This is a genomic window from Microbacterium sp. 1154 (genome assembly GCF_031455375.1).
Taxonomy (GTDB): Bacteria; Actinomycetota; Actinomycetes; order Actinomycetales; family Microbacteriaceae; genus Microbacterium.
In genome coordinates, this window is record NZ_JAVDSN010000001.1 from 1,907,759 (window position 1) to 1,930,584 (window position 22,826).

Genomic DNA, 22,826 nt, shown 5'->3' on the forward strand with positions numbered 1-22,826 from the left:
GCGTGGATCCGCTCGACGCTCTGACCGAGATCGCCTACCTGCTCGAGCGGGAGCGTTCCTCGCGCTACAAGTCGAAGGCGTTCCGCACGGCGGCCGCGGCGATCGAGGGCCTGAGCGACGAGCACCTGCGGGATCCGGCGCTGCGTCGCCGACCGGGCATCGGCGAGTCCACCTTCACCGTCATCCAGCAGGCGCTCGCGGGCGGGGTGCCGGAACGCCTGGCGAAGCTGCGCGCCGAGTCGGCCCCCACCGGCGGTGCCGAGCTGCGGGCGCTGCTGAAAGGCGACCTCCACAGCCACAGCGAGTGGTCCGACGGACTGACGCCGATCGAGGCGATGGTCGACGCGGCCCGCGGTCTCGGTCACGAGTACCTCGCCCTCACCGACCACTCGCCCCGACTCACCGTCGCGAACGGCCTCTCGCCCGAGCGTTTGCGCGCCCAGATGAAGGTCGTCCGCGGTCAGCGCGGCGACGGGTTCACCCTGCTCACTGGCATCGAGGTCGACATCCTCGACGACGGCGCCCTCGACCAGGAGGACGAGCTTCTGCGCGCACTGGATGTGGTCGTGGCATCCGCTCATTCGAAACTGCGCATGGAACGCGGGCCGATGACGAAGCGGCTCGTGGCGGCGGCGAGCGATCCGCGGGTCGACGTACTCGGGCACGTCACCGGCCGGCTCGTGGAGGGGGCGCGGGGAACGCGACCTCCCTCGGAGTTCGACGCGCAGAAGGTGTTCGCCGCGGCCGCGGCCTCGGGCGTGGCGGTCGAGATCAACTCACGGCCCGAGCGGCAGGATCCTCCCGACGATCTGCTCGCTCTCGCGATCGAGGCGGGGTGCTACTTCTCGATCGACTCCGATGCGCACGCTCCCGGACAGCTCTCTCTGCTCGACTACGGCGCCGCGCGCGCCGAGGCCGCGGGAGTGCCCGTCGACCGGATCGTCACGACCTGGCCGCTGGAGCGCCTGCGCGAGTGGCTCGAGCGGAGCCGCTGAGCGCTCAGGCGGGAAGAGCGGCCAGCGCCCGGGTCATCGACGATCCCAGGTTCCAGCGCTCGGCGAGAGCCTGGGCGGCCGATCGGTCCACCGGGCCGAGGCGGTCGTCGAAGGGGGCGAGGTCGAGTTCGCGGGCCACGCGCACCACGGTCGGGGCGACCTCGAGGTAGTCCGCCGCGGCCGCGATCTTCGCGCGCTGAGCGGGTGTTCCCGCGGTGCCGTCGAGAACCCCCGAGCGGATGCCGTCGAGGTCGCCGCACGCGGTGAGCAGCGCCGCCGCCGACTTCTCGCCGATGCCGGAGACGCCGGGCAGCCCGTCCGAGGGATCGCCGCGCAGCACCGCGAAGTCGGCGTACTGATGCGCGTGGACGCCGTACTTGGCGAAGACCGCCGCGTCGTCGACGAGCTCGAGGTTGCTCATCCCTCGGGCCGTGTAGACGATCCGGACGCCGCGGTCGTCGTCGACCAGCTGGAAGAGGTCGCGGTCGCCGGTGACGACGTCGACGGGGACGTCGGCGCGCGTGGCGAGGACTCCGATCACATCGTCGGCCTCGTGCTCGGCGGCGCCCAACACGGGGATGCCGAGAACGGCCAGCGCCTCGCGGATGAGGGGGATCTGCGCCTCGAGCGGGTCGGGCACCTCTTCGACGTCGGGCCCTGCGGCGACGGCCTCGACCACGCGGTGGGCCTTGTAGCTCGGCAGCAGGTCCACGCGCCAGGCGGGGCGCCAGTCGTCGTCCCAGCACGCGACGAGCCGCGTGGGCTCATAGGTCGTCACGAGCTTCGCGATCATGTCGAGCAGCCCGCGCACGGCATTCACCGAAGACCCGTCGGCCGCCTTGACCTTGTCGGGCACCCCGTAGAACGCGCGGAAGTACAGCGAGGCGGTGTCGAGGAGCATGAGGCGATCGGTCACGCCTCCGATCCTGGCACGCGGCGTGGTCCGCTGACCTAGAGTGGCCGGATGTCCTTCGGCTCCGCCTCCCGTCGCCCGGCACCGGATGCCGTGTGCCCCTGCGGTCGCGCCGCGTTCGGCGTGTGCTGCGGGCCGATCCTCGACGGAGCGTCCGCGCCGAGCGCCGAGCGGCTGATGCGTTCGCGCTACACCGCGTTCTCGGTCGGTCATGCGGCGCACCTCGCCCGCTCCTGGCATCCGCGCACCCGCCCCGACGAGATCGGGGTCGACGACGGCACGGAATGGACGGGGCTCGTCGTCGAGGACGCCGTCGAAGAGCAGGACCGTGCGACCGTGACGTTCCGCGCCGGGTGGCGGCACGGCCGTGAACGCGGTGAGCTGCGCGAGCAGAGCAGGTTCGCCCGACGCGGGGGGCGCTGGGTCTACGTCGACGGCGACGTCGACTGACACGGTCATCGCTCGCGAGGCCGTCAAGCCCGCGGGCCATGTCGGTGGTGGTGCGTAGGGTCGTTCGCGGATCCCCGGCGAAAGGACACGCATGATCCCCGACGCGCAGCGCGACCTGCTCGAGAACCCGAACTACGGCAGCCTCGGTACCGTCCGCCCCGACGGTACGGTGCAGGTCAACCCCATGTGGTTCGAATTCGATGGCGAGCACGTGCTCTTCACGCACACGACGACGCGCCAGAAGTTCCGCAATCTGCAGCGGAACCCCTCCATGAGCCTGATGGTGTTCGACCCCGAGCGCCCGTACCGCTACATCGAGGTGCGCGGGCGCCTGATCGCGGCCGAGCCCGACCCGACGGGAGCCTTCTACGTGCGCCTCGGACAGCGCTACGGCAACGCCCGGCAGGAGGCACCGCCGGACAGCGCCGACCGGGTGATCCTGAAGATGTCGATCGACAAAGTAGGAGGACAGTGACATGGAACGCATCGTGATCATCGGAGGGCACGGCAAGGTGGCCCTCCACCTGGCCCGGCTGCTCGCCGACCGCGGCGACGAGGCGACGTCGGTCATCCGCGCGGCGGAGCAGTCGTCCGACATCGAGGACGCGGGCGGTTCGCCGCTCGTGCTCGACGTCGAGAAGGCCGGCGTCGACGAGATGGCCGAGGCCTTCTCGGGAGTCGACGCCGTGGTGTGGTCGGCGGGAGCGGGCGGCGGCAGCGCCGAGCGGACCTATGCGGTCGACCGCGACGCCGCACAACGGGCGATCGACGCGGCGTCGAAGGCCGGTGTCCGTCGTTTCGTCATGGTCTCGTGGATCGGATCGACGCCCGATCACGGCATCGACCCCGACGACTCGTTCTTCGCCTACGCCGACGCGAAACTCGCGGCAGACGACCACCTCCGTGCCAGCGACCTGGACTGGACGATCCTGGGCCCCGGCACCCTGACCACGGACGAGCCCACGGGACGCATCACCACCGCGCCGCAGGGGAAGGCCGAGGTCTCTCGGGCCGACGTCGCCGCCGTCGCCGCGGCCGTACTCGTACAGCCGGCCACGGTGGGCCGGTTCATCCGCTTCGGCGCGGGTGAGACACTGATCGCCGAGGCCGTCGTCGCCGACGCCGGTCGTTCGGAAGGAGAACGAGCATGAGCGCTCTGAGTGAGAAGGCCGAGTCCTTCGCCAAGCTGCACACCGCCCCCGAGATCCTCCGGGTCGTGAACGTCTGGGACGTCGTCTCGGCCCGAGCGATCGCTGCTCTGCCCGAGACCCGGGCCCTCGCCACGGCCGGGCACTCGATCGCCGCGACCTTCGGCTACGAGGACGGCGAGAACATCCCGCTCGAGGTCATGCTCGACATGGTGGGGCGCATCGTCGCGGCGGTGGACGTGCCGGTGACGGCCGACCTCGACGCCGGTTTCGGCAACCCCGGTGAGACGACGCGTCGCGCGATCGGCGTCGGGGTCGTCGGCGCGAACGTCGAGGACCGGGTCAAGCCGTTCGACGAGGCGGTGGCCGCGGTCGAGGCCGTGATCGCCGCGGGTGAGGCCGAGGGGGTCCCCTTCGTGCTGAACGCCCGCACCGACGTCTTCGTCAAGGGCGGCGATCGTCCGCTGGATGACAAGATCGCGGATGCCGTGAAGCGCGGCCGCGCCTTCCTCGACGCCGGAGCGACCTCGGTCTTCGTTCCCGGTATCTTGGACGCGGACACGACCCGCCGGCTGGTCGAGGGGCTGGGAGAACAGCGACTCAGCGTCATCGGCTTCCCCGGGGCGCTCTCGGCCGCGGAGTACGAGAAGCTCGGCGTGGCGAGGATCTCGTACGGTCCGCTCACGCAGCGCGTCGCGCTGACCGCGCTGCAGGACCTCGCGATCGACCTCTACGGCAACGGGGTCATCCCGTCGTCGGTGCGCGAACTCAACTGACGAGAGAGCCGGGGTGTCGCGCATGCAGCGTGGCGTCCCGGCCTCCTCGCGGTGGGGCGTCGGCTCTGCGGGGACGCCGCGCGCCGGCATCCGGTCCGCGTGAGCGGCGGCGCCGCTCAGCCCTCGTCGCCCGGCCCCTCGTCCTCGACGACGATCACACCGTCGGGGACCGGGTCGCCCAGCAGCGGCTCCGCCGCAAGTGTCAGGTCGATCGTGGCGCGCAGAAGGCCGCCGAGGGTCACCGATCGCAGCAGCTCCATCTGATCGAGCTCGCCGAGCGGGGCGATCGCCGCGACCTGCCACGCGCGGGGGAGCGGCTCCTCCGCCAGCTCGACCTCGGGATCCCACCGCGTTCCCCCGAACATCTGGGCGCGGCCCAGAACGCGACGGACGATCTTCTCGGCTTCTTCGAGCAGGGGGAGAAGGGCGTCGTTCCACTCGAGGTCGGGGAGCGCACGGACGTCGGCCCGGGGGTAGGGGTCGTCGTCGAGCCACTCGACGATCTCGAAGCGTTCCGTTCCGCGCGCGACGATCTGCATCTGCCCCGCCTGAGGCACGACCTGGCTGAGCTGCGCCATCGTGCCGAGAGGGAAGCGTTGGTCGCCGCCGCCGGTCTCGCTGCCGCGTTCGATGAGGACGACCCCGAAGGCGGGGTCCGTCTCGTCCAGCAGACGCCCGAGCATGACGAGATAGCGCTCCTCGAAGATCCGCAGCGCGAGGGGCGTGTGCGGGAAGAGGACGGCCCCGAGGGGGAACATCGCGGTACCCATGTCCTCAGTCAATCAGGGGCGGGCGGACCCGGGGTCGGGGGACGGGGATCAGCGGGCGAGTTCCCAGGTCGGAAGATGCGTCCTCACTCCTGGTCGTCGCGCAGCGTCTCGTGCACGCGATGCAGATCCATGAGCAGAGAGCCCACGAGCACCCAGTGCGCGGTCGACGGTGTGCGGATCTGCAGCGGGCGCGTGAGGGCCGGCTCCTCCTCGACGACGCGCTCGGGGCCCGCGTCGAGCGCGAACGCCAGCCGCACGTCGTGCGCGGCTCGGTGCAACTGCTCGGCGATCGCCCGCACGGCCGGTTCGTCGCCGATCGACTGTTCGTAGCCGTCGTATACCGCGCGCGTCATGCCCACGGTCTGCGTGACGACGGGACTGAAGCGGTCGACGAGCTCCTCCATCGCGGCCAGGTCGGTGCGGTGCCGGCCGCTGCGCGGGTTCAGGGCGAGCGAGTCGGCTCCGTCGCGGATCGCGTCGGCGGCGGCATCCCGAACCGGACGCAGGAGGCGAGCCTCGAGGAGGAGCCCCTCCAGCGTGGCCGGCGTCTGCGGCGTCTCGAGAGCGTCGGCGAGGCGTTCGAGCGCCGCGGCGAGCTCACGACCGAGCACGTCGACCTTCGTCCGCGCGGTGGGGACGAGCACGGGGGGAACGAGCACCGCGTTCACGACGATGCCGATGGCCGCCCCGATGAGGGTCTCGAGGACGCGGTCGAGGGCGTAGTTCGGCGTCGCCGTGCCCAGGGCGAGCACGAGCAGGGCGCTGATGGCGATCTGGTTGGTCGCTCCCGGGGAGATGCGTGCGGCCCACGCCACCAGGAGCGCCACGCCGGCCGACAGCAGCGCCACCCAGGGGTGCGAGCCGAACACGAGACCGAGAAAGGCCGCGATCAGCACGCCGACGATCACGCCGACGCTGCGCTCGACGGCGCGGGTGAAGGACTGGTTGATGCTCGGCTGCACCACCAGCAGAGCGGCGATGGCGGCGAAGATCGGCGGAGGCCCCTGCACGAGCCAGCCGGCGAGCAGCCACGCGGCGACGATCGCGATGGCCGACTTCGTGACCTGGAGCAGGGGTACCCTCCGCGGAGCGCGGAAGGTGAGGCTGTCGCGCACGGCGCGGGCGGAGGGCACGCGCACCATCACTCGCGTCGCCCCACGATGTCGGTCGCGTTCTCGGCGACCCAGCCCATGAGGGGGATGACGTGCGTCATCAGATCGTTCCCGAGGCCGGTGAGCGCGTACTCGACGCGGGGCGGCACCTCGGGGTACGCGGTGCGCAGGACGAGGCCGTCGGCCTCGAGCGTCTTCAATGTGCTCGCCAGCATCTTCTCGCTGATCCCGTCGATGTTGCGCCGCAGAGCGCCCCATCGCTGGGTGCCTTCCGAGAGCGCGATCAGTACGAGGATGCCCCACTTGCCCATCACGTGATCCAGAACCGTGCGGGTCGGGCACCCGTCGGCGAACACTCCGGGACGATCGGCCCGTATCGACGCAAGACTGACGTTCATGTGAGTACCTAACCAGAAAGTGGGTACCGGTATTCCGGAATGTGCGCGTCGGCGGGGCGTTGATCCCGACGAACCGATCGAAAGGACTCCCTCATGACCCTCCTCGTCACCGCCGCCTCCGGCCACCTCGGCCGTCTCGTCGTCGACGCTCTTCTCGAGCGCGGCGTGCCGGCATCCGACATTGTGGCGGGCGTGCGCACCCCCGCCAAGGTCGACGACCTGGCCGCGCGCGGCGTCCACGTCGCCGAGCTCGACTACGCCCGCCCGGAAACCTTCGCCCCCGCTCTCGAGGGGGTGACGCGCGTGCTGCTCATCTCGGGCACCGACGCCGACCGCGTCGCGCAGCACCGCGCCGTCGTCGAGGTCGCCCGCGCCGCCGGCGTCGAGCGCCTTGTCTACACCAGTGCCCCGCGCGTCGACGAGGTCGACTACGCCCTCGGCGCCGACCACAAGGCCACCGAGCAGGCCATCGCGGACTCGGGACTGAGCGCCACGATCCTGCGCCACAACTGGTACACCGAGAACTACCTCGACGCCGTCGCGCGTGCCGCCGACACCGGCGAGATCGTGGCGGCGACCGGCGACGCCCGCGTGGCGAGCGCGAGTCGTCGCGATTACGCGGAGGCGGCGGCCGTCGCCCTGACCACCGACGACCTGGCCGGCCGGACCGTCGAGGTCGGCGGCGACGTCGCGTGGACCTACGACGAGCTCGCCGAGGCCGCGTCCGAGGTGCTCGGCCGTCCGGTGACCTACACGCGCGTCTCGGTCGAGCAGCTGACCGAGGGGCTGAAGGCGGCAGGGCTGGATGCCGGCACCGCGGCGTTCGTCGCCGGTATCGACGACGCGATCGCCCGCGGCGCTCTGGGCACGACCGACGGGTCGCTGTCCCGGATCATCGGCCGTCCCACCACGCCGCTGGTGGAGGGCCTGCGCCAGGGGCTCGCGACGCGCTGAGCGCCGCCGCCGCGACACCGTCTCGAGGGCTCCGGTGCGTCTCACGAGAGGCGTACCGGAGCCTCGGCGGTGAGGGCGGTGAGGCGACGCTGGCGCATCGCGAGGAACAGCGGAAAGGTGAACGCGAAAGCGGTCACCCCGGAGAGCACGACGTACAGCCACGCGAACCGCATCCCGAGTCGGCGCCCCTCGACGAGGATGAAGATGCTCCCCGCGACCGCCACGACGAGCAGATCGACCGTGATCGACGAGACCGCCGGTCCGCTCGAGACGAGGTCGCCGATGAAGTCGCGCATCTGCACGATGGCGAAGGCGTTGAAGGTCCAGGTGCCCGCGAGACCGGCGAGGGCCAGCACGAGGAAAGCCACGGCGGTGGGGGTCCAGTGTCGTCGGAATGCGCTCATGAGCCGATCCTGCCGCAGCCCACATGTCGGCGGCGGGGGCTAGCGTCGAAGGATGGATGCCACGACGGCGACGCGCATGCTCGACGACCGCGAGCGCGAGGTGGAGCACCGCCTCTCTCGCTTGCGCGACGACGAAGCGAGCCTGCGACACGACCGCGCCGATGCGACGGCAGACGACGAGCACGACCCCGAGGGGTCGACGCTGTCAGGGGAGTGGGCCCAGGTCGACGCCCTCCGCCGGGGCGCCGAGGCGGAGCAGGCGGAGATCGCAGCGGCGCGCGAGCGAGTGGCATCCGGGGCCTTCGGCGTGTGCGAGCACTGCGGGCGACCGATCGCCGATGCCCGGCTCGAGGTGCTCCCCTTCGCGCGTCGCTGCATCGCGTGCGCGGCGTGATCCACGGGCCGCGTCCGAAACAGTCACGGGGCGGGGACGCTTAGGCTCGACCCATGGAACCCGTCCTCATCGCGCTGCTGTTCGCCAACGCCGTCTTCAACGTCGTCGTCTGGCCGCGCTTCTACGTGCGGGTGGCGAAGGACCCCCGTGCCAAGAACGCCGCGGGCAAGGCCACACCCTTCCTCATCGTGCACACGGTGCTGATCGGGCTGGCGCTCGTCCTCGCGGTCGCATCGGTGATCGCGGCGATCGCCGCACTCGTCGGCTGACCCGCCGCACCCGGACGCCGGCGAAGCGCCCGCGGTAGTCTGGGGGAGCGGGATCACCCGCCGCACGCTGTGCAACTACCTGCCGGTCCGGCAAGGCGGCACGTTCCATCGCCCCTCCCTGGAGACCCGCTTCATGACCGCGCCCGCCGTCGACCATCGGCCCCTCGTCCACCACACCGGCTTCTGGTACTTCCCCATCGCTTTCGTGGCGCGACTGCCGTTCGCGATGATGACCGTCGGTGTCCTCGCCCTGGTCGTTTCGTCGCGCGGTTCGGTCGCCCTCGGCGGGTTGACCTCCGCCGCCGTGGGTCTCGGCGTCGTCGTGGCGGGACCCGTGCTCGGCGACCTCGCCGACCGGTACGGGCAGCGGCGCGTCCTCGTGCCGGTGGGGCTGGCCAACGGCATCCTGCTGGCGGTCTTCCCCCTCGTGGTGGGGTTCGCGACCTCCGATGCCCTGCTGCTCGGAGCGGCCGTGGCGATCGGCCTGACCGGTCCTCAGACCGCGGCGATGTCGCGCAGCCGTGTGATGGCGTTGATCGGGCTGCGTGTGCACCCCGAGCGGCGCGACCGGATGTTCTCGCGCGCCATGGCCTATGAGTCGGCGGCAGACGAGACGGCCTTCGTCATCGGGCCGTTCGTGGTCGGTGTGCTGGCGGCGTTGATCGCTCCCTGGGCGCCCATCGTGGGGGCCGCGGTCCTCGGCTTCGTCTTCGTGACGGCCTTCGCCCTGCACCCCACCGGCCGCGCCGTCCCGGAGCGCTCGGAGCGCACCGCGATGGCGCCGCTGCGCGAGGTGCTGCACCCGCGCATGCTCGTGCTCGTGGCCGCGGTGTTCGGCGTCGGTCTGTTCTTCGGGTCCACGCTCACCTCGCTGACGGCGTTCATGGAGGCGCAGGGCGCACCCGAGGCGGGTGCGCTGCTGTACGGCGTGATGGGCGTGGGCTCCGCGGTGCTGGCACTCGCCGTCGCCCTCGTTCCCGAGCGCTTCTCGCTGCGCTGGCGGCTCATGCTGTTCGCGAGCGTGCTGACGGCGTCGGCGGGGGCCTACACCGTCGGCGGGTCCGTCCCGACCGTCACCCTGATGCTGTGTCTCATGGGCGTGGGCGTCGGCCCCGCGCTCGTCACGCTCTTCAGCCTCGCCGGGCACCGGGCGCCACGCGGCCGCACGGCCTCGACGATGACGATCCTCGCCTCGGCCCTGACCCTCGCGCAGGCCCTGTCGTCGGCCGTGACCGGGGCGGTCGCCGAGAACGTCTCGGTCGCCACCGCGATGCTCTTCCCGGCGGGCGCGGCGCTGCTCGTGCTGGCCATGGCGGCCGTGAACGCCGCGGCCGCACCGCGGTGGGACCGGGCGTTCCCCGCGACCGGTCTCAACGCGGCAGCGGGTAACGGCGCCGCAGCAGCAGACGCTGGCCCAGCGTCCACGCGGTCGTCACGGTGAGGTAGAGCCCGGCCGCCAGCGGCACGAACAGCGCCACCCCGGCCGTCAGGAACGGCAGGATGCCGACCATCCCCGTCGTCCACGCGGGAGCCGAGGGATCGACCGCGGGGCGCAGCAGTCGACGCGTCAGCTCGGCGACGCCGGCGATCGCGGCGATGAGCACCCCGAAGACGGCGAGGGTCGTGGCATCCGTCATCCCCGTCGACAGGGCACCGACGAGACTCCGGCCGAGCGGAACGCCGAAGACGTCGTCCTCGAGCAGGGCGTTGACGTGTCCGCCGACCCGTGGGTGCAGGAACACGGCGTAGAGCAGACCGACTACGGGCGCCTGCGCCAGGACGGGCAGGCATCCGGCGAAGGGCGAGGCGCCTTCGTCGCGGTACAGCTGCATCGTCTCGCGCTGCAGGCGCTCGGGGTTCGTGGCCCACCGCTTCTGCAGGGTGCGAAGCCGCGGAGCGAGGCGGGCGCGCGTCTGCTCGGCGCGCGCCTGCGACACTCCCACCGGGACGAGCAGAATCCGCACCGCCAGCGTCACGACGACGACGGCGACAGCGGCGGCGAGACCCCCGGTGAGGGGTTCGAGGAACGAGGTGAGGGCGAGCAGAGCGCGCGTCGTCAGGTCGAGCAGGAGGGCGAGGGGCGGAAAGGCGAAGAGGTCCACGGGGCATCCCATCAGAGCGAGTGATCACGGGCTGATCGGTCGCGGGGCGCACCGACGGCGCGCGGGCGACCGGCGTCGCAGTCAGCGCCGGACCGTCGCCGAAGCGACGAGCCAGGAGCTACGCGACGCGGGTCACGAGCCCCGGCGCTCGAGGGCGCGGGTGACCCGCGGCGTCGGGATCGCTCTGGGAAAGGGATGCCGAGGGGTCGATCGGACGCGGGGACGGCGGCGGTGTCGCGGCGACGAGCGCCGGGGCCACGACGAGGACGATCACGGCGGTCAGCACGACGGCCGCGGCGAGAACCACCGCCAGCAGGGGAGCGCCCCCGCCGGGGGTCAGCGCGAGCTCGGCCGTCGACAGGAGCAGGTTGAGCGCGGCGATCAGCGATGCGATCACGAACTCACCCCCCTCCGGCTGAACACCCACGGTAGCAGCGCGGGTGTCGCTACGCTGTCGCCATGACCACCCTCGTCCTCACCGTCGTCGGCGACGATCGCGCGGGCCTCGTGTCCGCTGTCGCCGACATCGTCGACGCCCACGGCGGCAACTGGGAGAACAGCGAGCTCGCCGAACTCGCGGGGGCCTTCGCCGGGATCATCGAGGTCTCGGTCGCCGCCGAACGCACCGACGCGGTGCGTACGGCGCTCGAAGGACTCGCGGGCACGCTCACCGTCACCGTCCACGCGGGAGCGGGATCCGCCGAGCCCGCGGGGCGCACCGTCACCTTCGACGTGGTCGGCAACGACCGCCCGGGGATCGTGCGCGAGGTCTCGGCCGCCCTCGGCGCGCACGGCGCGAGCATCGAACGCATGTCGACCCAGACGACGGATGCCGCCATGGCGGGCGGACGCCTGTTCGAGGCGTCGATCACCGCGACGGTCGCGGCCGACGTCGCCGTGGACGATCTGGTCGCCGAACTCGAGCGCCTGGCGACCGAGATCCAGGTCGACGTCACGCTCGCGGACTGAGCCGCCCGGGGGCCGGCCCGCCGGGAGTTTCGACGTCTCGAGTCCGATGCGTCGCGGCGCCTGACCTCAGGCGCGCCGCGACCGCATCGCGAGGCGGGAGATGCCGCGCCACCCCAGGAGCAGCAGCGCGAGCGTGATCGTGGCGACGATCACGAACGCCACCGCGACCCCCTGACCGCTGAGCGCCCGCAGCACCATGCCCACGGCCACGGTGATGGCCCACACGGGCAGGCCCGTCTTGACGACGGCGACCGGGCGTCGCCAGGCGCGCGTGGCCAGCCAGCCGACGAGCAGCGCGACCACGAACGGCCAGGCGGTGGTGGCGAGTCCCAAACCGAAGGGACCCAGCACGTCGCCGTCGTGGGTCGCCCGGCCGATCGCGGCGAAGACGACGACGAGCACGACGTCGATGATCAGGGCGAGCACGGGGAGGCGGCGCGAAGGGGACACGCTCCCATTGTCCCGCGAGCGCGCGGGCGTATCGTCCGCGTATCGCGAGACCGAGACACCCGGGCAACAGCTCGGTCGATGGGATGGACCTTCCGAACCTGGAGGTCGCATGTCCGCTCGTTCCGTCTTCACCCCCGCGCGCGTGCTGACCGCGGCGGCCGTGCTCGCCGCCGTCGCCGCGCTGACCCTCGCGCCTCGCGCGATCGCCTGGCCGGCCCGCACCCTCGTCCTCGACGCGCTCGATCACCTGCCGCCGTCGTGGAGCGCGTTCGTGCTCGGCGCGGGCGCCGACGTCGCCCTCAACATCGCGTTCTTCGTGCCCCTCGGTGCCGCGATCGCTCTACTGCTGCCGTTGCGGTGGGCGCCGGCATCCCTCCCGCTGTGTGCCCTCGTGTCCCTCGCGGTCGAGACGCTGCAGGCGGGGATCCCCGGTCGGGTTCCGGATGCCGAGGACGTGGTGTCGAACACGATCGGCGCCGCGATCGGGACGGTCGTCGTCATCGCCGTTCGCCTGATGGCGCGGGGAGCGGGGCGCCGCTGAGCCCCCGTCAGCGCGGCAGGCGCAGTCGGGCGTGCAGACCGCCGCCGTCTCGCGGCCAGAGCTCGAGGCGGCCGCCGTGCGCGCGGGCGATCGATGCGACGATCGCCAGGCCAAGTCCGGTGCCGTCGGCACGCCCGCGGGTGCGACCCGACCCGCGCACGAAGGGTTCGGGAAGGGTGGCGACGAGTTCGCGCGAGAGCTCCTCACCGCTGTTGACGACGTCGACGATCACCTCGTCGTCGCCGCCGCTCACCGCGACGCGCACCCAGCCGTCCTCGACGTTGTGCGCGAGAGCGTTGCCGACCAGGTTGGTCACCGCCTGGTGCACGAGCGTCTCATCGACCCGCGCGATGCCGCCCGAGGCGTCGACCAGAGCCAGGTCGAGACCGGCGGCCTCACCCCCGGCCTCGGCGACCACGGTCGCCACCAGGTCGTCGACCCCGGCGGGGCGGGGGGACAGGGCGCCCTCGCGCGTCGATCGGGCGAGGGCGAGCAGCGCCTCGGTCAGGCGGATCGCCCGCTCGTTCGTGAGGTCCAGGCGGTGGAGCAGGCGCTCCAGGTCGACGCCCGCGGGGTCGGCCCGGGCCACCTCGAGCAGCGTCCGCATCGTCGCGTGCGGGGTGCGCAGCTCGTGCGACGCGTTGGCGGCGAACCGCTTCTGCTCGTCCAGCGTCTCCTCGACGCGGACGAGCATGGCGTCGAAGGTGTCGGCGAGGTCGGTGAGCTCGTCGCGGGGTCCCAGCAGTGCCACACGGCGCGAGAGGTTGCCGTCCCGCACCGCGCGGGCGGCATCCGTGATCCGGTCCAACGGGCGCAGCATGAGCCCGGAGACGATCCAGCCGCCGCCGAGTCCGACCACGGCGAGAGCGCCGACCGCGAACCACGCGTATCGGACGAACACCTCGGTGAGGTCGCGGCGCCGCGGGGTGAAGATGCCGCTCTCGGAGTAGAGGTTGCCCTCGGGGACGAACCGCAGCACGAGGAACCCGACCACGAACACCGCGATCCCCACGATCACGACGAAACCGGCGTAGCTCAGGGTCAGCTTGAGGCGCACCGAGAGCCCGGGGGCGCGTTCACGCATCGGCGGGGCCCATGCGGTACCCGACGCCCGCGACCGTCTGGATCAGCCACGGCTCGCCGAGGCGCTTACGCAGCGTCGAGATCGTGATGCGCACGGCGTTGGTGAACGGGTCGGCGTTCTCGTCCCAGGCGCGCTCGAGCAGGTTCTCGGCGCTGACCACCCCGCCGCCCGCATCCATGAGCACCTGGAGCACCGCGAACTGCTTCCGGGTCAGCGACACGTAACGCCCGTCGCGATAGACCTCGCGGCGGAAAGGATCGAGCCGGATGCCGTGCTGATCGAGTACCGGCGGGGTCGAGGCCGCCGGGCGACGAGCGAGTGCTCTCAGGCGCATCACCAGCTCACGCAGCACGAACGGCTTCGTCAGGTAGTCGTCGGCCCCGCTCTCGAAGCCGCGGGCCTTGTCGTCGAGCCGGTCCGCGGCCGTGAGCATGAGCACCCGCGGGGCGGTGGGCTGCGCGCTCAGGTGGCGGGCGATCTCATCGCCGTTCGGGCCGGGGATGTCGCGGTCGAGTACCACGACGTCGTAGGCGGTGTACGAGAGCACGTCGAGGGCCGTGTCGCCGTCGCCGGCGATGTCGGCCGCGATCGCCTCGAGACGCAAGCCGTCGCGGATGGCCTCGGCGAGGAAGGGTTCGTCCTCGACGATCAGCACGCGCATCCCGTCATCGTAGGCGGGGGCGTGTATCGCGGGTGTATGCGGGGGCCCTTCCGTGCGCCCCGGCTCGTATCGCCTCGGTAGCGTGGAGCCATGGCGACCCGATTGCTCCTCGTGGCCGATACGCACGTGCCGAAGCGGGCGCGCGTCCTGCCCGCGGCCGTGCGCGAGGCGGCATCCGGGGTCGATCTCATCGTCCACGCGGGCGACTGGGTGAGCGCGAGCGTGCTCGACGAACTCGAGACGCTCGGTCCGGTGCTGGGCGTCTGGGGCAACAACGACGGCGATGACCTGCGCTCGCGTCTGCCCGAGGTTGCCCGCGCCGAGATCGACGGGGTCCGCCTCGCCGTGGTGCACGAGACGGGGGCGTCCACCGGGCGCGAGAAGCGGATGGATGCCGCTTTCCCCGACGTCGACCTGCTGGTGTTCGGGCACAGTCACATCCCGTGGGACACCGTCACCCCGAACGGCCTGCGCCTTCTCAACCCGGGTTCGCCCACCGATCGCCGCCGTCAGCCCGCGTGCACGCTCATGACGGCGACCCTCTCGGGCGGCGAGGTGCGCGACGTGGTGCTGCACGATGTGTCGCGCGACTGAGGCGGGCGCGCGTGTATCGCCGTCGTATGGTCCCCGTCATACGGCGCCGTAACGTCGCCTCGGCTCGACTGGGGGCATGGCATCGCGCATCGAGTCCCCCTCCCGTCGCCGCATCGTGTTCCTCGTGGTCGCGGTGGGGCTGTCCGTCGTCCTCACCGCGGTGGCCGTGCTGCTCGCCACGAGTGTCGGGGCGTCGTTCTCGGCGGGGCTGAGCGCGAACGCACCGTTTTCGCCGACCGAGGACGAGGGCGTGATCCCCGCCGAGGCGCCGCTCACGGTCGATGACGACCGGCATCGCGCGATGACCGGGCTCGACGCGGAGTTGCGCGACGCTCTGCGCTCGGCCCAGGAGGCCGCGAAGGTGGACGGGATCGTGTTTGACGTCACGAGCGGGTGGCGCAGCGCCGATTATCAGCGATGGCTGCTGGGAGATGCGATCCGCACGTACGGCACCGAGGCCATCGCTCTCCAGTACGTTGCGTCTCCCGAGGGGTCGAGCCATGTCACCGGCCGCGCCGTCGACATCGGCTCGCTCGACGCGCAGCTGTGGCTCATCGAGCACGGGCGCGAATGGGGGCTGTGCCAGACCTACGCCAACGAGCGATGGCACTTCGAGAAGGCGACGGATGCCGGGGGAGAGTGCCCCGCCGCCAAAGCCGACGCGCGGGGGTGAACGACTTCGCGCTCGGATGAACGATGACGGCGCCGCCCCGAGGGACGGCGCCGTCATCGTTCACGCTATTCGACGTTGAGCTGACGCGTCGCCGAGGTCAGCGGGCAGTCGAAGGGATCGCGGGCGGCGAGGCCGACCCGGTTCAGGTACGCGATGACGATCCCGTACGACTGGAACAGCGTGGTCTCGACGTACGGCACGTTCAACGTCGCACAGTGCTCGCGCACGATCGTGCGGGCCTTGCCGAGGTGCGGGCGCGGCATGTTCGGGAAGAGGTGGTGCTCGATCTGGTAGTTCAGACCGCCCATGAGCCAGGTGGCCCACCATCCGCCCGAGATGTTGCGGGAGGTGCGCACCTGCTTGCTGAAGAAGTCGAGCTTCGCGCCCGGCGCGATGATCGGCATGCCCTTGTGGTTGGGCGCGAACGACGCGCCCATGTAGATGCCGAACACGGCGACCGAGACGCCGAAGAACGCGAAGGCGAGCCCCACCGGCAAGAAGATGAAGATCGGTGCGATGAAGAGCGCGTGCCGCAGGGTCAGCAGCGCGATCTCGGTCCAGCGGCCCTTGACCTCGCCGCGCGAGAACAGGTGCCGGAAGGCCAGGACGTACAGGTTGATGCCCTCGAACGCCAGCAGCGGGAAGAACAGGTATCCCTGACGCCGGGTGATCCAGCGCTGGATGCCGCGGGCCTTGGCGGCGTCGACGTCGAGGAAAGAGATCGTGTCGATCTCGATGTCGGGGTCTTTGTCCACCCGGTTGGGGTTGGCGTGGTGACGCGTGTGCTTCGATGCCCACCACGAACGGCTCATGCCCACGATGCCGTTGCCGATGAGCAGGCCCAGGCGGTCGTTGGCGGGGCCCGAGGCGAAGATCTGACGGTGTGCGGCCTCGTGAGCGAGGAAGGCGACCTGCGTGAACAGGATACCGAGCACCGCGGCGACGATCAGCTGGAACCAGCTGTCGCCGAGCAGGACGAAGGCGGTGACGCACGCGGCGAGACCGAGCGTGATCGCGCCCGCGACGACGGAGTAGAACACCGGCGTGCGGACGAGGAGGCCGCTCTCGCGGACGACCTGCGACAGCTCTGTGTAGGCCTTGGTGAGCGGGGGGAATTCGGTGGTACCGGAATAGGTCTGACGAACGGGGCCGAGACGGGACTCGACGACGGTGGAGGCTATGTTCTGCTCCTCGGATCGGGAAGGACCGGGGTGGACGGCGGAGCGGCTACTCCGTGCTGAGGGCCACACTACGGCTGCCCGTATGGGCGACTCGGAATACGTCGCGATGCTCAGCGGGCTCTCGGGAAACCGAAACCCAGCGAGCGAAAACGTGCCGGAAACCGACGAAAGCCGGGTCGTCGCGATGGCGACGAACCCGGCTCTCGAGGTAAGCGGAGCTTAGAGGGGGCGGATGTTCGCCGCCTGCATGCCCTTGGGGCCCTGCTCAGCGTCGAATTCGACCTTCTGTGCTTCCGTGAGCTCCTTGAAGCCGTTGCCCTGGATCGCGCTGAAGTGCGCGAACAGGTCGGCGGAGCCGTCGTCGGGAGCAATGAAGCCGTAGCCCTTTTCGGAGTTGAACCATTTCACGGTGCCAGTGGCCATCGTGTTCTTCCTTTATTCATGTTGGGCCGCAATGCGGCCGTGGGCGCCGCTCCGACGAGTGCGGAGCGGACGGGGACGCCGCGTCACCGTGGTGGTGGCGCGTACGCGGTGCCCGTCGACGGCGGCCTGAGCCGCGTCGACGGACGTGTGGACACCGAGATTTTCGCCGAGGGGGCCCTGGGCTTCGAAGCCCGAGGTTCCCGCGCCGACGAAACCGGCGTAGTCGGATCCGGCCGTCGCGACGTACACGTCGAGATCGGCCTGGCGCCACGATAGCGGCGAGGGGTGAAGCAGAGACACAAGAACTTTCCGCGAGTGCGAGGCGAGGACCGAAGCCGTCGAGCGAGGCACGCGATGGTGAGAGGGGGGATTGCTGTCGGAAACGGCTCGGCGCCGTGCGCCCGGCATCTCAGCGATGAGGCGGGCGTCGATGAAGCAAGTCCCAGAACGAATACTGACCACGTTAGCACGGATGGTCTTTCCCCGCCCGAGAGATTTCACGGCCGGCGCCGGGCGGGTGGACTGGGGCCATGGCATCCGAGGACGACACCGCCGACGACCAGCGCTGGCTCGTGATCGACGGGCGGAGGTGGCGGCGGACCGACCCGGAGCTCCCCGACGATCTGACGACCCGGCTGCGCTCGCACCTGGGCAGGGCGCGGTCCGCCGTGCGCGTGGCGAAGAAGAACGGCGACGACGCCGCGGTCGCCGCCGCGCGAAAGCGCGTGGGCGCGGCCAAGCACGGCCTGGGCGAGCGGGGACCGCGCTGGTGGGACGACGAGGTCGCGGCACGCCTGGGCCGAGCCCGTGACGCGCTCGACGAGCTCGACCGCCTCGCACCCCCGGAGAGAGCAGACGGCGGGGCCGACGTCAACGCATAGCGCGGGAGGTCTCGTCGCGATTCGCTGAACGTCCGAACCGAAGGAGTCTCATGTCCACCACCGCGTCCGAGCTCGACACGCTCAACGAACTGCTCGAGAAGTTCCGCTTCGCCATGGTCACCACCCGCGCCGAGGACGGTGCCCTGCACGCGCACCCGCTGACGGTGCAGGAGCGCGAGTCCGACGGCGACCTGTGGTTCATCGTCGGTACGCACGCCTCGGCCGTCGAGCACGTGCGTCGCGATACCAAGGTCGGCCTGTCGTTCAGCACCGACGACACGTGGCTGTCGCTCGCGGGCGAGGCCGAGGTGATCGACGACCTGGCGAAGCTCAAGGAGCTGTGGTCCACGAGCGTCGAGGCGTGGTTCCCGGACGGCCCCGAGTCGCCGGGGGTGACGCTGTTGAAGGTGTCGGCGCTGACGGGCGAATACTGGGGGAGTGCCGGGGGCCGCCTGGCGACGGCGATCGCCCTGGTCACCTCGAAGGTGACGGGCGAGCGCCCGAAGGGCGGCGAGAACGAGAAGTTCGACCTGACCGACTGACAGCTCGACGAAGGGCCCCGCGCCGAGTGGTGCGGGGCCCTTCGCGTTCAACCGCCCGACGGGTTGTCGACGGGGGCGTCGCCGTCGTCGGTCGTGTCGGGAATCGAGGGGGCGTCCGCGGTCTCGAGCTCGTCGGGCTCGTCGGCGGTGTCGTGCGTGCGGTCCGGTGTGCTGTCCATGTCCCCACCCGACCACGTCGGGGCCCGCCGCTGCGCGGGCCTTGCGCGAACCGGGTCGGCGTGCCAGCGCAAGCCCCCGCACGCCGCGAGGGCGCTTTGCGACGATGACGGCATGTCACGACCCGAGGTGCGCTCCAAGCCCTGCGCCTATTGCGGACGCCCATTCACCGACCGCAAGCGCTGGAGCGGGCGCGACCAATGGGATCAGGTGTTGTACTGCTCGCGCGGCTGCCGCGCCCATGCCGCCGCACAGAGGCGACGCGCATGAAGGCCGCGCTGATCCTCGCGACGCAGCAGTTCGCCGAGCACCCCGCCTATGCGGACGATGAGGTCGAGGAGTTCTTCTTCATCGAGTCGGCGCCGCGGTTCGCGAAGCTCCCGTACCACCGGCACAAGATCGTGCTGTTGATCTCGGCCATGCGCCACACGGCCGCCCGTCTCGAGGCGGAGGGCCGCACGGTCCGGCGGATCGCTCTCGATGACGACCTGGGCTTCAAAGCCGGTCTCGAGCGCCTGCTGACGACGCACCGGGTGACCGAGCTGACGTGGATGAGCGACCCGAACCGGCCCGTCGACGAGCGGATCGCGCGGATCTGCGCGGACCACGACGTCGAGACCGACGTCCTCTCGGACGGTTTGTTCCTCACCCCCGAAGAAGACGTCGACGGGTGGTTCGCCGAGCACCCGACGCCGCTCATGGAGGACTTCTACCACTGGCAGCGCCGGCGTACCGGCATCCTGATGGACGGGGGGAAGCCCGCCGGCCGCCGCTGGAATTTCGACGCCGACAACCGCAAGCCGCTGCCCAAGAAGGGCGTCGAGATCCCGCCGCTGCCGCAGCTCGAGCACGACGAGATCACCCGTGCCGTGATCGCCGAGGTCGACCAGCGCTACTCCGAGCATCCGGGGAGCGCGGCGGACTTCTGGCTGCCCGTCACCCCCGAGGACTCCCGCGACTGGCTCGACGTCTTCGTCGCCGAGCGCCTGCACGATTTCGGCCGCTACGAAGACGCGATGAAGGCCGACGAGCCGTTCCTCTTCCACGCGATCATCTCGCCGATGCTCAACATCGGCCTGCTCACCGTCGAGGAAGTGGTGGCCGCAGCCATTCGGACCGACGCCCCTCTGGCATCCGTCGAGGGTTTCCTCCGGCAGGTCATCGGGTGGCGCGAGTACATGCGCGGCATGTACCGGGCCCACCCGAAGCTCGAGCACGTCAACGCGTTGCATCTCGAGAAGCGCATCGAGAAGTACTGGTACACGGCCGAACGGATGCCGCGCGACCTGCCGATCCCGGTGCGCACGGTGCTGGCGCGGGTGCACCGCTGGGGCTATGCGCACCACATCGAGCGGCTCATGGTGCTGGGCAACTGGTTCCTGCTGCAGGGTTACGCCCCGCGGCAGGTGAACGCGTGGTTCCTCGCGCTGTTCGTCGACGCGTACGACTGGGTCATGGTGCCCAACGTCATGGGCATGAGTCAGTTCGCCGACGGCGGGTTCGTCGCGACGAAGCCGTACGTGTCGGGAGGGGCCTATCTGCAGAAGATGGGGGCGTGGTGGCCCTCGGCTCAGGATGCCAAGGACTCGGTCTTCACGGACGCCTACTGGCGGTTCTTGGAGCGGCACGAGGACGTGCTGGCGGGCAACCACCGCCTGGGACTGGCGCTCGCGCAGATGCGCAAGCGGCGCGACGCGCGGGACGCGGACGGCGGCGCGTCGAACTCCTGAGACATCAGCGTCTGGAGGTGCCCCTGCGCCGGGTCTCGGGTGGCCGGCGCGTCGGGGCTATCAGTTGGCCCGCGCGCCGAACTCCTGAGAAATCGGCGATCGCCGTGCCCTTCTGCGTGCGTTCACGCCTGCCGGCGGGAAAATTCCGGAGTTTCGTCCCCTGCAGCGCGGTGGGGCGTGAGGTGTGGGCACCGCGGCGCGGGGCGTGCCGAACTCCGGAGAAATCGGTGGTGGGCCGGGGCGGAGGTCGCTATGACCCGGCGCGGACACGAGAAGTCAGGAGTTCGGCACGCTTCTCGGAGTGCTCAGCTCTTGAGCTTGTTCAGCGCCGAACCCTTGTGCGCGGCCTTCGACCCGGACTTCTCCGACTTGACGATGTAGGCCGGCTCGTCATCGGATGCCGTGAACTTCTGGCCGTCGTGCTGGAAATCCTTCGTCTTCTTCTCCACGACCTCACCCTGGGTCTTCCCCTGCGGGGTGTCCCAGCTGACGCGATCGCCCTTCGACAGATCCTTCGACATGCTCTCGTTCCTCTCGTTCGGTCCCGCCATGCTGTCGACGCGCGACACTGCCCATCGGGGGATTGACAGAATCGGCATCCCTACGTGGTCGAGACCGATTGCGCAATGCCTCTGCGATGTCGGAGCCCCCGCCTAGCGTCGGAGTGGGCCTTTCGTTTCCCGGCCCACGACGTGAGGAGAGCCATGACCGAGCCGACCACCGCCAACAACGGAGCCCCCGTCGCCAGCGACGAGCACTCCCAGAGCGTCGGAGCCGACGGCTCGATCGCGCTCACCGACCACTACCTGATCGAGAAGCTCGCGCAGTTCAACCGCGAGCGGGTTCCCGAGCGCGTCGTGCACGCCAAGGGCGGCGGCGCCTTCGGCACATTCCGCACGACCGGCGACGTCTCGGCGTACACGCGCGCGGCGCTGTTCCAGCCGGGCGTCGAGACCGAGATGCTCGCGCGCTTCTCGTCGGTCGCGGGCGAGCAGGGCAGCCCCGACACCTGGCGCGACCCCCGCGGCTTCTCGCTGAAGTTCTACACGACCGAGGGCAACTACGACCTCGTCGGCAACAACACCCCCGTCTTCTTCGTCAAGGACGGCATCAAGTTCCCCGACTTCATCCGCTCGCAGAAGCGCCTCCCCGGCAGCCACCTGCGCGACAACACGATGCAGTGGGACTTCTGGACTCTGTCGCCCGAGAGCGCGCACCAGGTCACCTGGCTCATGGGCGACCGCGGCATCCCGGCATCCTGGCGTCACATGAACGGGTACGGCTCGCACACCTACCAGTGGATCAACGCCGAGGGCGAGCGGTTCTGGGTGAAGTACCACTTCCACACCGACCTCGGCCACAAGACGCTCACGCAGGACGAGGCCGATCAGATCGCGGGGCAGGACGCCGACTTCCACATCCGCGACCTGTACGCCGCGATCGAGCGGAACGAGTTCCCGACGTGGACGCTCAAGGTGCAGATCATGCCCTACGAGGAGGCGAAAACGTACCGCTTCAATCCCTTCGACCTGACAAAGGTGTGGCCGCACAGCGACTACCCCGAGATCGAGGTCGGCACGATGGAGCTCAACCGCAATCCCGGCAACTACTTCGCCGAGATCGAGCAGGCAGCCTTCGAGCCGTCGAACTTCGTGCCCGGCATCGACGGCAGCCCCGACAAGATGCTGCAGGCGCGCATCTTCAGCTACGCCGATGCGCACCGCTACCGCGTGGGCACGAACTACCAGCAGTTGCCGGTGAACCGCCCGCACACCGAGGTCCACTCGTACTCGAAAGAAGGCGCCATGCGCTACGAGTACAACCCGCCCGAGGTCCCGGTGTATGCGCCGAACTCGGCGGGCGGCCCGGCGGCGGATCCGCGCCGCGCCGGCGACGGCGGATGGCAGAGCGACGGCGAGCTCGTCCGCTCGGCCGCGACCCTGCACCCCGAGGACGACGACTGGGGCCAGGCGGGGGCGCTCGTGCGCGAGGTCATGTCGGCTGAGGAGCGCGACCGTCTCGTCGAGACGATCACCGGACACGTCGGCGGAGTGACCCGGGCCGAGGTGCGCGACCGCGCCGTGCAGTACTGGAAGAACGTGGATGCCGAGATCGGCTCCCGCGTCGAGGCCGGGCTTCCGCCGCTCGAGGGGTCGACCGCCCCCGGCGAACAGCTCAGCGAGCCCAACCCCGACGGTGACCTCGTCGGACGGGACGTCGCGGGTCGCGTCTGAC

Annotated in this window: 33 protein-coding genes; 18 read left to right on the plus strand and 15 right to left on the minus strand. The window is 70.7% G+C overall.

What is annotated here, in order from left to right; genetic code table 11:
• Positions 1–2: 2 nt before the first annotated feature.
• On the plus strand, positions 3–995 hold the full coding sequence (locus J2X55_RS08850) for a PHP domain-containing protein (protein WP_309822913.1): 993 nt from the start codon (positions 3–5) through the stop codon (positions 993–995).
• 4 nt (positions 996–999) lie between these two features.
• On the opposite strand, the gene J2X55_RS08855 is transcribed toward J2X55_RS08850, so the two are convergent.
• Positions 1,000–1,911 carry a 5'-3' exonuclease gene (locus J2X55_RS08855; protein ID WP_309822914.1) on the minus strand — a complete coding sequence of 304 codons (912 nt, stop codon included), beginning with the start codon at positions 1,909–1,911 and terminating at the stop codon, positions 1,000–1,002.
• Between the two features lie 48 nt (positions 1,912–1,959).
• Between J2X55_RS08855 and J2X55_RS08860 the strand changes: the two genes are divergently transcribed.
• From J2X55_RS08860 to J2X55_RS08875, 4 genes are all read left to right on the plus strand, one after another.
• Entirely contained in the window at positions 1,960–2,358 is a 399-nt protein-coding gene (locus J2X55_RS08860) for a YchJ family metal-binding protein (RefSeq protein ID WP_309822915.1), read from the plus strand.
• Positions 2,359–2,449: 91 nt separating this feature from the next.
• The gene (locus J2X55_RS08865; RefSeq protein WP_309822916.1) at positions 2,450–2,833 is read left to right on the plus strand and encodes a PPOX class F420-dependent oxidoreductase; all 384 of its coding nucleotides are present in this window, start codon (positions 2,450–2,452) and stop codon (positions 2,831–2,833) included.
• A gap of 1 nt (position 2,834) precedes the next feature.
• A complete protein-coding gene (locus J2X55_RS08870; RefSeq protein WP_309822917.1) occupies positions 2,835–3,509 on the plus strand; it encodes an SDR family oxidoreductase in 675 nt (224 codons plus the stop codon).
• Positions 3,506–4,282 (plus strand): isocitrate lyase/phosphoenolpyruvate mutase family protein, encoded by a 777-nt coding sequence (locus J2X55_RS08875; RefSeq protein ID WP_309822918.1) that lies wholly within the window; start codon positions 3,506–3,508, stop codon positions 4,280–4,282. Before J2X55_RS08870 ends, J2X55_RS08875 begins: the two co-directional genes overlap by 4 nt.
• A 116-nt stretch (positions 4,283–4,398) precedes the next feature.
• Here J2X55_RS08875 and J2X55_RS08880 read toward each other — a convergent pair whose 3' ends face one another.
• From J2X55_RS08880 to J2X55_RS08890, 3 genes are all read right to left on the minus strand, one after another.
• On the minus strand, positions 4,399–5,052 hold the full coding sequence (locus J2X55_RS08880; RefSeq protein ID WP_309822919.1) for an LON peptidase substrate-binding domain-containing protein: 654 nt from the start codon (positions 5,050–5,052) through the stop codon (positions 4,399–4,401).
• An 83-nt stretch (positions 5,053–5,135) separates the two neighbouring features.
• On the minus strand, positions 5,136–6,194 hold the full coding sequence (locus J2X55_RS08885) for an FUSC family protein (protein WP_309822920.1): 1,059 nt from the start codon (positions 6,192–6,194) through the stop codon (positions 5,136–5,138).
• Positions 6,194–6,562 (minus strand): helix-turn-helix domain-containing protein, encoded by a 369-nt coding sequence (locus tag J2X55_RS08890; RefSeq protein ID WP_309822921.1) that lies wholly within the window; start codon positions 6,560–6,562, stop codon positions 6,194–6,196. Before J2X55_RS08890 ends, J2X55_RS08885 begins: the two co-directional genes overlap by 1 nt.
• A gap of 93 nt (positions 6,563–6,655) precedes the next feature.
• Here J2X55_RS08890 and J2X55_RS08895 point away from each other — a divergent pair, with 93 nt between their 5' ends.
• The gene (locus J2X55_RS08895; RefSeq protein WP_309822923.1) at positions 6,656–7,516 is read left to right on the plus strand and encodes an SDR family oxidoreductase; all 861 of its coding nucleotides are present in this window, start codon (positions 6,656–6,658) and stop codon (positions 7,514–7,516) included.
• A 41-nt stretch (positions 7,517–7,557) separates the two neighbouring features.
• On the opposite strand, the gene J2X55_RS08900 is transcribed toward J2X55_RS08895, so the two are convergent.
• Positions 7,558–7,920: a DUF2834 domain-containing protein gene (locus J2X55_RS08900; RefSeq protein ID WP_309822925.1), complete on the minus strand. Its 363-nt coding sequence runs from the start codon at positions 7,918–7,920 to the stop codon at positions 7,558–7,560.
• Between the two features lie 52 nt (positions 7,921–7,972).
• Between J2X55_RS08900 and J2X55_RS08905 the strand changes: the two genes are divergently transcribed.
• The 3 genes from J2X55_RS08905 (at position 7,973) to J2X55_RS08915 (ending at position 10,024) form a co-directional block, all read left to right on the plus strand.
• Positions 7,973–8,314, plus strand: a complete 342-nt coding sequence (locus J2X55_RS08905) for a TraR/DksA C4-type zinc finger protein (protein WP_115920593.1) — start codon at positions 7,973–7,975, stop codon at positions 8,312–8,314.
• A gap of 53 nt (positions 8,315–8,367) precedes the next feature.
• A complete protein-coding gene (locus tag J2X55_RS08910; RefSeq protein ID WP_115920595.1) occupies positions 8,368–8,583 on the plus strand; it encodes an SCO4848 family membrane protein in 216 nt (71 codons plus the stop codon).
• Between the two features lie 133 nt (positions 8,584–8,716).
• On the plus strand, positions 8,717–10,024 hold the full coding sequence (locus tag J2X55_RS08915; protein WP_309822930.1) for an MFS transporter: 1,308 nt from the start codon (positions 8,717–8,719) through the stop codon (positions 10,022–10,024).
• Here J2X55_RS08915 and J2X55_RS08920 read toward each other — a convergent pair.
• Complete coding sequence (locus J2X55_RS08920) at positions 9,954–10,685, minus strand: membrane protein insertase YidC (RefSeq protein WP_309822931.1); 732 nt, start codon at positions 10,683–10,685, stop codon at positions 9,954–9,956. The genes J2X55_RS08915 and J2X55_RS08920 overlap by 71 nt on opposite strands.
• Before the next feature lie 118 nt (positions 10,686–10,803).
• Positions 10,804–11,082 carry a DUF6412 domain-containing protein gene (locus tag J2X55_RS08925; RefSeq protein WP_309822933.1) on the minus strand — a complete coding sequence of 93 codons (279 nt, stop codon included), beginning with the start codon at positions 11,080–11,082 and terminating at the stop codon, positions 10,804–10,806.
• Between the two features lie 62 nt (positions 11,083–11,144).
• On the opposite strand from J2X55_RS08925, the gene J2X55_RS08930 reads away from it, so the two are divergent.
• Positions 11,145–11,654 carry an ACT domain-containing protein gene (locus J2X55_RS08930; protein ID WP_309822935.1) on the plus strand — a complete coding sequence of 170 codons (510 nt, stop codon included), beginning with the start codon at positions 11,145–11,147 and terminating at the stop codon, positions 11,652–11,654.
• A gap of 66 nt (positions 11,655–11,720) precedes the next feature.
• On the opposite strand, the gene J2X55_RS08935 is transcribed toward J2X55_RS08930, so the two are convergent.
• Complete coding sequence (locus tag J2X55_RS08935) at positions 11,721–12,104, minus strand: DUF3054 domain-containing protein (protein ID WP_309822936.1); 384 nt, start codon at positions 12,102–12,104, stop codon at positions 11,721–11,723.
• A gap of 109 nt (positions 12,105–12,213) precedes the next feature.
• Here J2X55_RS08935 and J2X55_RS08940 point away from each other — a divergent pair, with 109 nt between their 5' ends.
• Complete coding sequence (locus J2X55_RS08940; RefSeq protein ID WP_181906559.1) at positions 12,214–12,645, plus strand: VanZ family protein; 432 nt, start codon at positions 12,214–12,216, stop codon at positions 12,643–12,645.
• Between the two features lie 7 nt (positions 12,646–12,652).
• Here the strand turns inward: J2X55_RS08940 and J2X55_RS08945 are convergent, their stop codons facing one another.
• Positions 12,653–13,729, minus strand: a complete 1,077-nt coding sequence (locus J2X55_RS08945) for a HAMP domain-containing sensor histidine kinase (RefSeq protein WP_309822939.1) — start codon at positions 13,727–13,729, stop codon at positions 12,653–12,655.
• Positions 13,722–14,390, minus strand: a complete 669-nt coding sequence (locus tag J2X55_RS08950; protein WP_210113107.1) for a response regulator transcription factor — start codon at positions 14,388–14,390, stop codon at positions 13,722–13,724. Before J2X55_RS08950 ends, J2X55_RS08945 begins: the two co-directional genes overlap by 8 nt.
• Positions 14,391–14,480: 90 nt before the next feature.
• Here J2X55_RS08950 and J2X55_RS08955 point away from each other — a divergent pair, with 90 nt between their 5' ends.
• Both J2X55_RS08955 and J2X55_RS08960 read left to right on the plus strand, forming a co-directional pair.
• The gene (locus J2X55_RS08955) at positions 14,481–14,984 is read left to right on the plus strand and encodes a metallophosphoesterase (protein WP_309822941.1); all 504 of its coding nucleotides are present in this window, start codon (positions 14,481–14,483) and stop codon (positions 14,982–14,984) included.
• 76 nt (positions 14,985–15,060) lie between these two features.
• Complete coding sequence (locus J2X55_RS08960; RefSeq protein WP_309822943.1) at positions 15,061–15,657, plus strand: M15 family metallopeptidase; 597 nt, start codon at positions 15,061–15,063, stop codon at positions 15,655–15,657.
• A 65-nt stretch (positions 15,658–15,722) separates the two neighbouring features.
• Here J2X55_RS08960 and J2X55_RS08965 read toward each other — a convergent pair whose 3' ends face one another.
• The 3 genes from J2X55_RS08965 to J2X55_RS08975 all read right to left on the minus strand — a co-directional run bounded on the left by J2X55_RS08965 (position 15,723) and on the right by J2X55_RS08975 (position 17,561).
• Positions 15,723–16,907 (minus strand): fatty acid desaturase family protein, encoded by a 1,185-nt coding sequence (locus J2X55_RS08965; RefSeq protein ID WP_396653250.1) that lies wholly within the window; start codon positions 16,905–16,907, stop codon positions 15,723–15,725.
• A gap of 150 nt (positions 16,908–17,057) precedes the next feature.
• The gene (locus tag J2X55_RS08970; RefSeq protein ID WP_013583139.1) at positions 17,058–17,261 is read right to left on the minus strand and encodes a cold-shock protein; all 204 of its coding nucleotides are present in this window, start codon (positions 17,259–17,261) and stop codon (positions 17,058–17,060) included.
• Between the two features lie 12 nt (positions 17,262–17,273).
• The gene (locus J2X55_RS08975) at positions 17,274–17,561 is read right to left on the minus strand and encodes a hypothetical protein (protein WP_309822945.1); all 288 of its coding nucleotides are present in this window, start codon (positions 17,559–17,561) and stop codon (positions 17,274–17,276) included.
• 230 nt (positions 17,562–17,791) lie between these two features.
• On the opposite strand from J2X55_RS08975, the gene J2X55_RS08980 reads away from it, so the two are divergent.
• Both J2X55_RS08980 and J2X55_RS08985 read left to right on the plus strand, forming a co-directional pair.
• Positions 17,792–18,142: a biopolymer transporter Tol gene (locus J2X55_RS08980; protein ID WP_115920617.1), complete on the plus strand. Its 351-nt coding sequence runs from the start codon at positions 17,792–17,794 to the stop codon at positions 18,140–18,142.
• A 50-nt stretch (positions 18,143–18,192) separates the two neighbouring features.
• Positions 18,193–18,684 (plus strand): pyridoxamine 5'-phosphate oxidase family protein, encoded by a 492-nt coding sequence (locus tag J2X55_RS08985; protein WP_309822948.1) that lies wholly within the window; start codon positions 18,193–18,195, stop codon positions 18,682–18,684.
• A 47-nt stretch (positions 18,685–18,731) separates the two neighbouring features.
• On the opposite strand, the gene J2X55_RS08990 is transcribed toward J2X55_RS08985, so the two are convergent.
• Positions 18,732–18,863 (minus strand): hypothetical protein, encoded by a 132-nt coding sequence (locus J2X55_RS08990; protein ID WP_309822950.1) that lies wholly within the window; start codon positions 18,861–18,863, stop codon positions 18,732–18,734.
• A gap of 112 nt (positions 18,864–18,975) precedes the next feature.
• On the opposite strand from J2X55_RS08990, the gene J2X55_RS08995 reads away from it, so the two are divergent.
• Together J2X55_RS08995 and J2X55_RS09000 are read left to right on the plus strand one after the other, a co-directional pair.
• The gene (locus J2X55_RS08995) at positions 18,976–19,131 is read left to right on the plus strand and encodes a DUF2256 domain-containing protein (protein WP_115920621.1); all 156 of its coding nucleotides are present in this window, start codon (positions 18,976–18,978) and stop codon (positions 19,129–19,131) included.
• A complete protein-coding gene (locus tag J2X55_RS09000) occupies positions 19,128–20,591 on the plus strand; it encodes a cryptochrome/photolyase family protein (RefSeq protein WP_309822952.1) in 1,464 nt (487 codons plus the stop codon). Before J2X55_RS08995 ends, J2X55_RS09000 begins: the two co-directional genes overlap by 4 nt.
• 305 nt (positions 20,592–20,896) lie before the next feature.
• Here J2X55_RS09000 and J2X55_RS09005 read toward each other — a convergent pair whose 3' ends face one another.
• The gene (locus tag J2X55_RS09005; protein WP_115920735.1) at positions 20,897–21,112 is read right to left on the minus strand and encodes a DUF2945 domain-containing protein; all 216 of its coding nucleotides are present in this window, start codon (positions 21,110–21,112) and stop codon (positions 20,897–20,899) included.
• Positions 21,113–21,295: 183 nt separating this feature from the next.
• On the opposite strand from J2X55_RS09005, the gene J2X55_RS09010 reads away from it, so the two are divergent.
• Positions 21,296–22,825 carry a catalase gene (locus tag J2X55_RS09010; RefSeq protein WP_115920625.1) on the plus strand — a complete coding sequence of 510 codons (1,530 nt, stop codon included), beginning with the start codon at positions 21,296–21,298 and terminating at the stop codon, positions 22,823–22,825.
• Position 22,826 lies beyond the last annotated feature (1 nt).

What these genes read in the sequence shown, in the direction of transcription:
- J2X55_RS08860 (WP_309822915.1), top strand. Translation starts at nt 1,960, where the DNA reads ATGTCCTTCGGCTCCGCCTCCCGTCGCCCGGCACCGGATGCCGTGTGC.
- J2X55_RS08865 (WP_309822916.1), top strand. Translation starts at nt 2,450, where the DNA reads ATGATCCCCGACGCGCAGCGCGACCTGCTCGAGAACCCGAACTACGGC.
- J2X55_RS08870 (WP_309822917.1), top strand. Translation starts at nt 2,835, where the DNA reads ATGGAACGCATCGTGATCATCGGAGGGCACGGCAAGGTGGCCCTCCAC.
- J2X55_RS08875 (WP_309822918.1), top strand. Translation starts at nt 3,506, where the DNA reads ATGAGCGCTCTGAGTGAGAAGGCCGAGTCCTTCGCCAAGCTGCACACC.
- J2X55_RS08880 (WP_309822919.1), bottom strand. Translation starts at nt 5,052, where the DNA reads ATGGGTACCGCGATGTTCCCCCTCGGGGCCGTCCTCTTCCCGCACACG.
- J2X55_RS08885 (WP_309822920.1), bottom strand. Translation starts at nt 6,194, where the DNA reads ATGGTGCGCGTGCCCTCCGCCCGCGCCGTGCGCGACAGCCTCACCTTC.
- J2X55_RS08890 (WP_309822921.1), bottom strand. Translation starts at nt 6,562, where the DNA reads ATGAACGTCAGTCTTGCGTCGATACGGGCCGATCGTCCCGGAGTGTTC.
- J2X55_RS08895 (WP_309822923.1), top strand. Translation starts at nt 6,656, where the DNA reads ATGACCCTCCTCGTCACCGCCGCCTCCGGCCACCTCGGCCGTCTCGTC.
- J2X55_RS08900 (WP_309822925.1), bottom strand. Translation starts at nt 7,920, where the DNA reads ATGAGCGCATTCCGACGACACTGGACCCCCACCGCCGTGGCTTTCCTC.
- J2X55_RS08905 (WP_115920593.1), top strand. Translation starts at nt 7,973, where the DNA reads ATGGATGCCACGACGGCGACGCGCATGCTCGACGACCGCGAGCGCGAG.
- J2X55_RS08910 (WP_115920595.1), top strand. Translation starts at nt 8,368, where the DNA reads ATGGAACCCGTCCTCATCGCGCTGCTGTTCGCCAACGCCGTCTTCAAC.
- J2X55_RS08915 (WP_309822930.1), top strand. Translation starts at nt 8,717, where the DNA reads ATGACCGCGCCCGCCGTCGACCATCGGCCCCTCGTCCACCACACCGGC.
- J2X55_RS08930 (WP_309822935.1), top strand. Translation starts at nt 11,145, where the DNA reads ATGACCACCCTCGTCCTCACCGTCGTCGGCGACGATCGCGCGGGCCTC.
- J2X55_RS08940 (WP_181906559.1), top strand. Translation starts at nt 12,214, where the DNA reads ATGTCCGCTCGTTCCGTCTTCACCCCCGCGCGCGTGCTGACCGCGGCG.
- J2X55_RS08945 (WP_309822939.1), bottom strand. Translation starts at nt 13,729, where the DNA reads ATGCGTGAACGCGCCCCCGGGCTCTCGGTGCGCCTCAAGCTGACCCTG.
- J2X55_RS08950 (WP_210113107.1), bottom strand. Translation starts at nt 14,390, where the DNA reads ATGCGCGTGCTGATCGTCGAGGACGAACCCTTCCTCGCCGAGGCCATC.
- J2X55_RS08955 (WP_309822941.1), top strand. Translation starts at nt 14,481, where the DNA reads ATGGCGACCCGATTGCTCCTCGTGGCCGATACGCACGTGCCGAAGCGG.
- J2X55_RS08960 (WP_309822943.1), top strand. Translation starts at nt 15,061, where the DNA reads ATGGCATCGCGCATCGAGTCCCCCTCCCGTCGCCGCATCGTGTTCCTC.
- J2X55_RS08970 (WP_013583139.1), bottom strand. Translation starts at nt 17,261, where the DNA reads ATGGCCACTGGCACCGTGAAATGGTTCAACTCCGAAAAGGGCTACGGC.
- J2X55_RS08980 (WP_115920617.1), top strand. Translation starts at nt 17,792, where the DNA reads ATGGCATCCGAGGACGACACCGCCGACGACCAGCGCTGGCTCGTGATC.
- J2X55_RS08985 (WP_309822948.1), top strand. Translation starts at nt 18,193, where the DNA reads ATGTCCACCACCGCGTCCGAGCTCGACACGCTCAACGAACTGCTCGAG.
- J2X55_RS08990 (WP_309822950.1), bottom strand. Translation starts at nt 18,863, where the DNA reads ATGGACAGCACACCGGACCGCACGCACGACACCGCCGACGAGCCCGAC.
- J2X55_RS08995 (WP_115920621.1), top strand. Translation starts at nt 18,976, where the DNA reads ATGTCACGACCCGAGGTGCGCTCCAAGCCCTGCGCCTATTGCGGACGC.
- J2X55_RS09000 (WP_309822952.1), top strand. Translation starts at nt 19,128, where the DNA reads ATGAAGGCCGCGCTGATCCTCGCGACGCAGCAGTTCGCCGAGCACCCC.
- J2X55_RS09005 (WP_115920735.1), bottom strand. Translation starts at nt 21,112, where the DNA reads ATGTCGAAGGATCTGTCGAAGGGCGATCGCGTCAGCTGGGACACCCCG.
- J2X55_RS09010 (WP_115920625.1), top strand. Translation starts at nt 21,296, where the DNA reads ATGACCGAGCCGACCACCGCCAACAACGGAGCCCCCGTCGCCAGCGAC.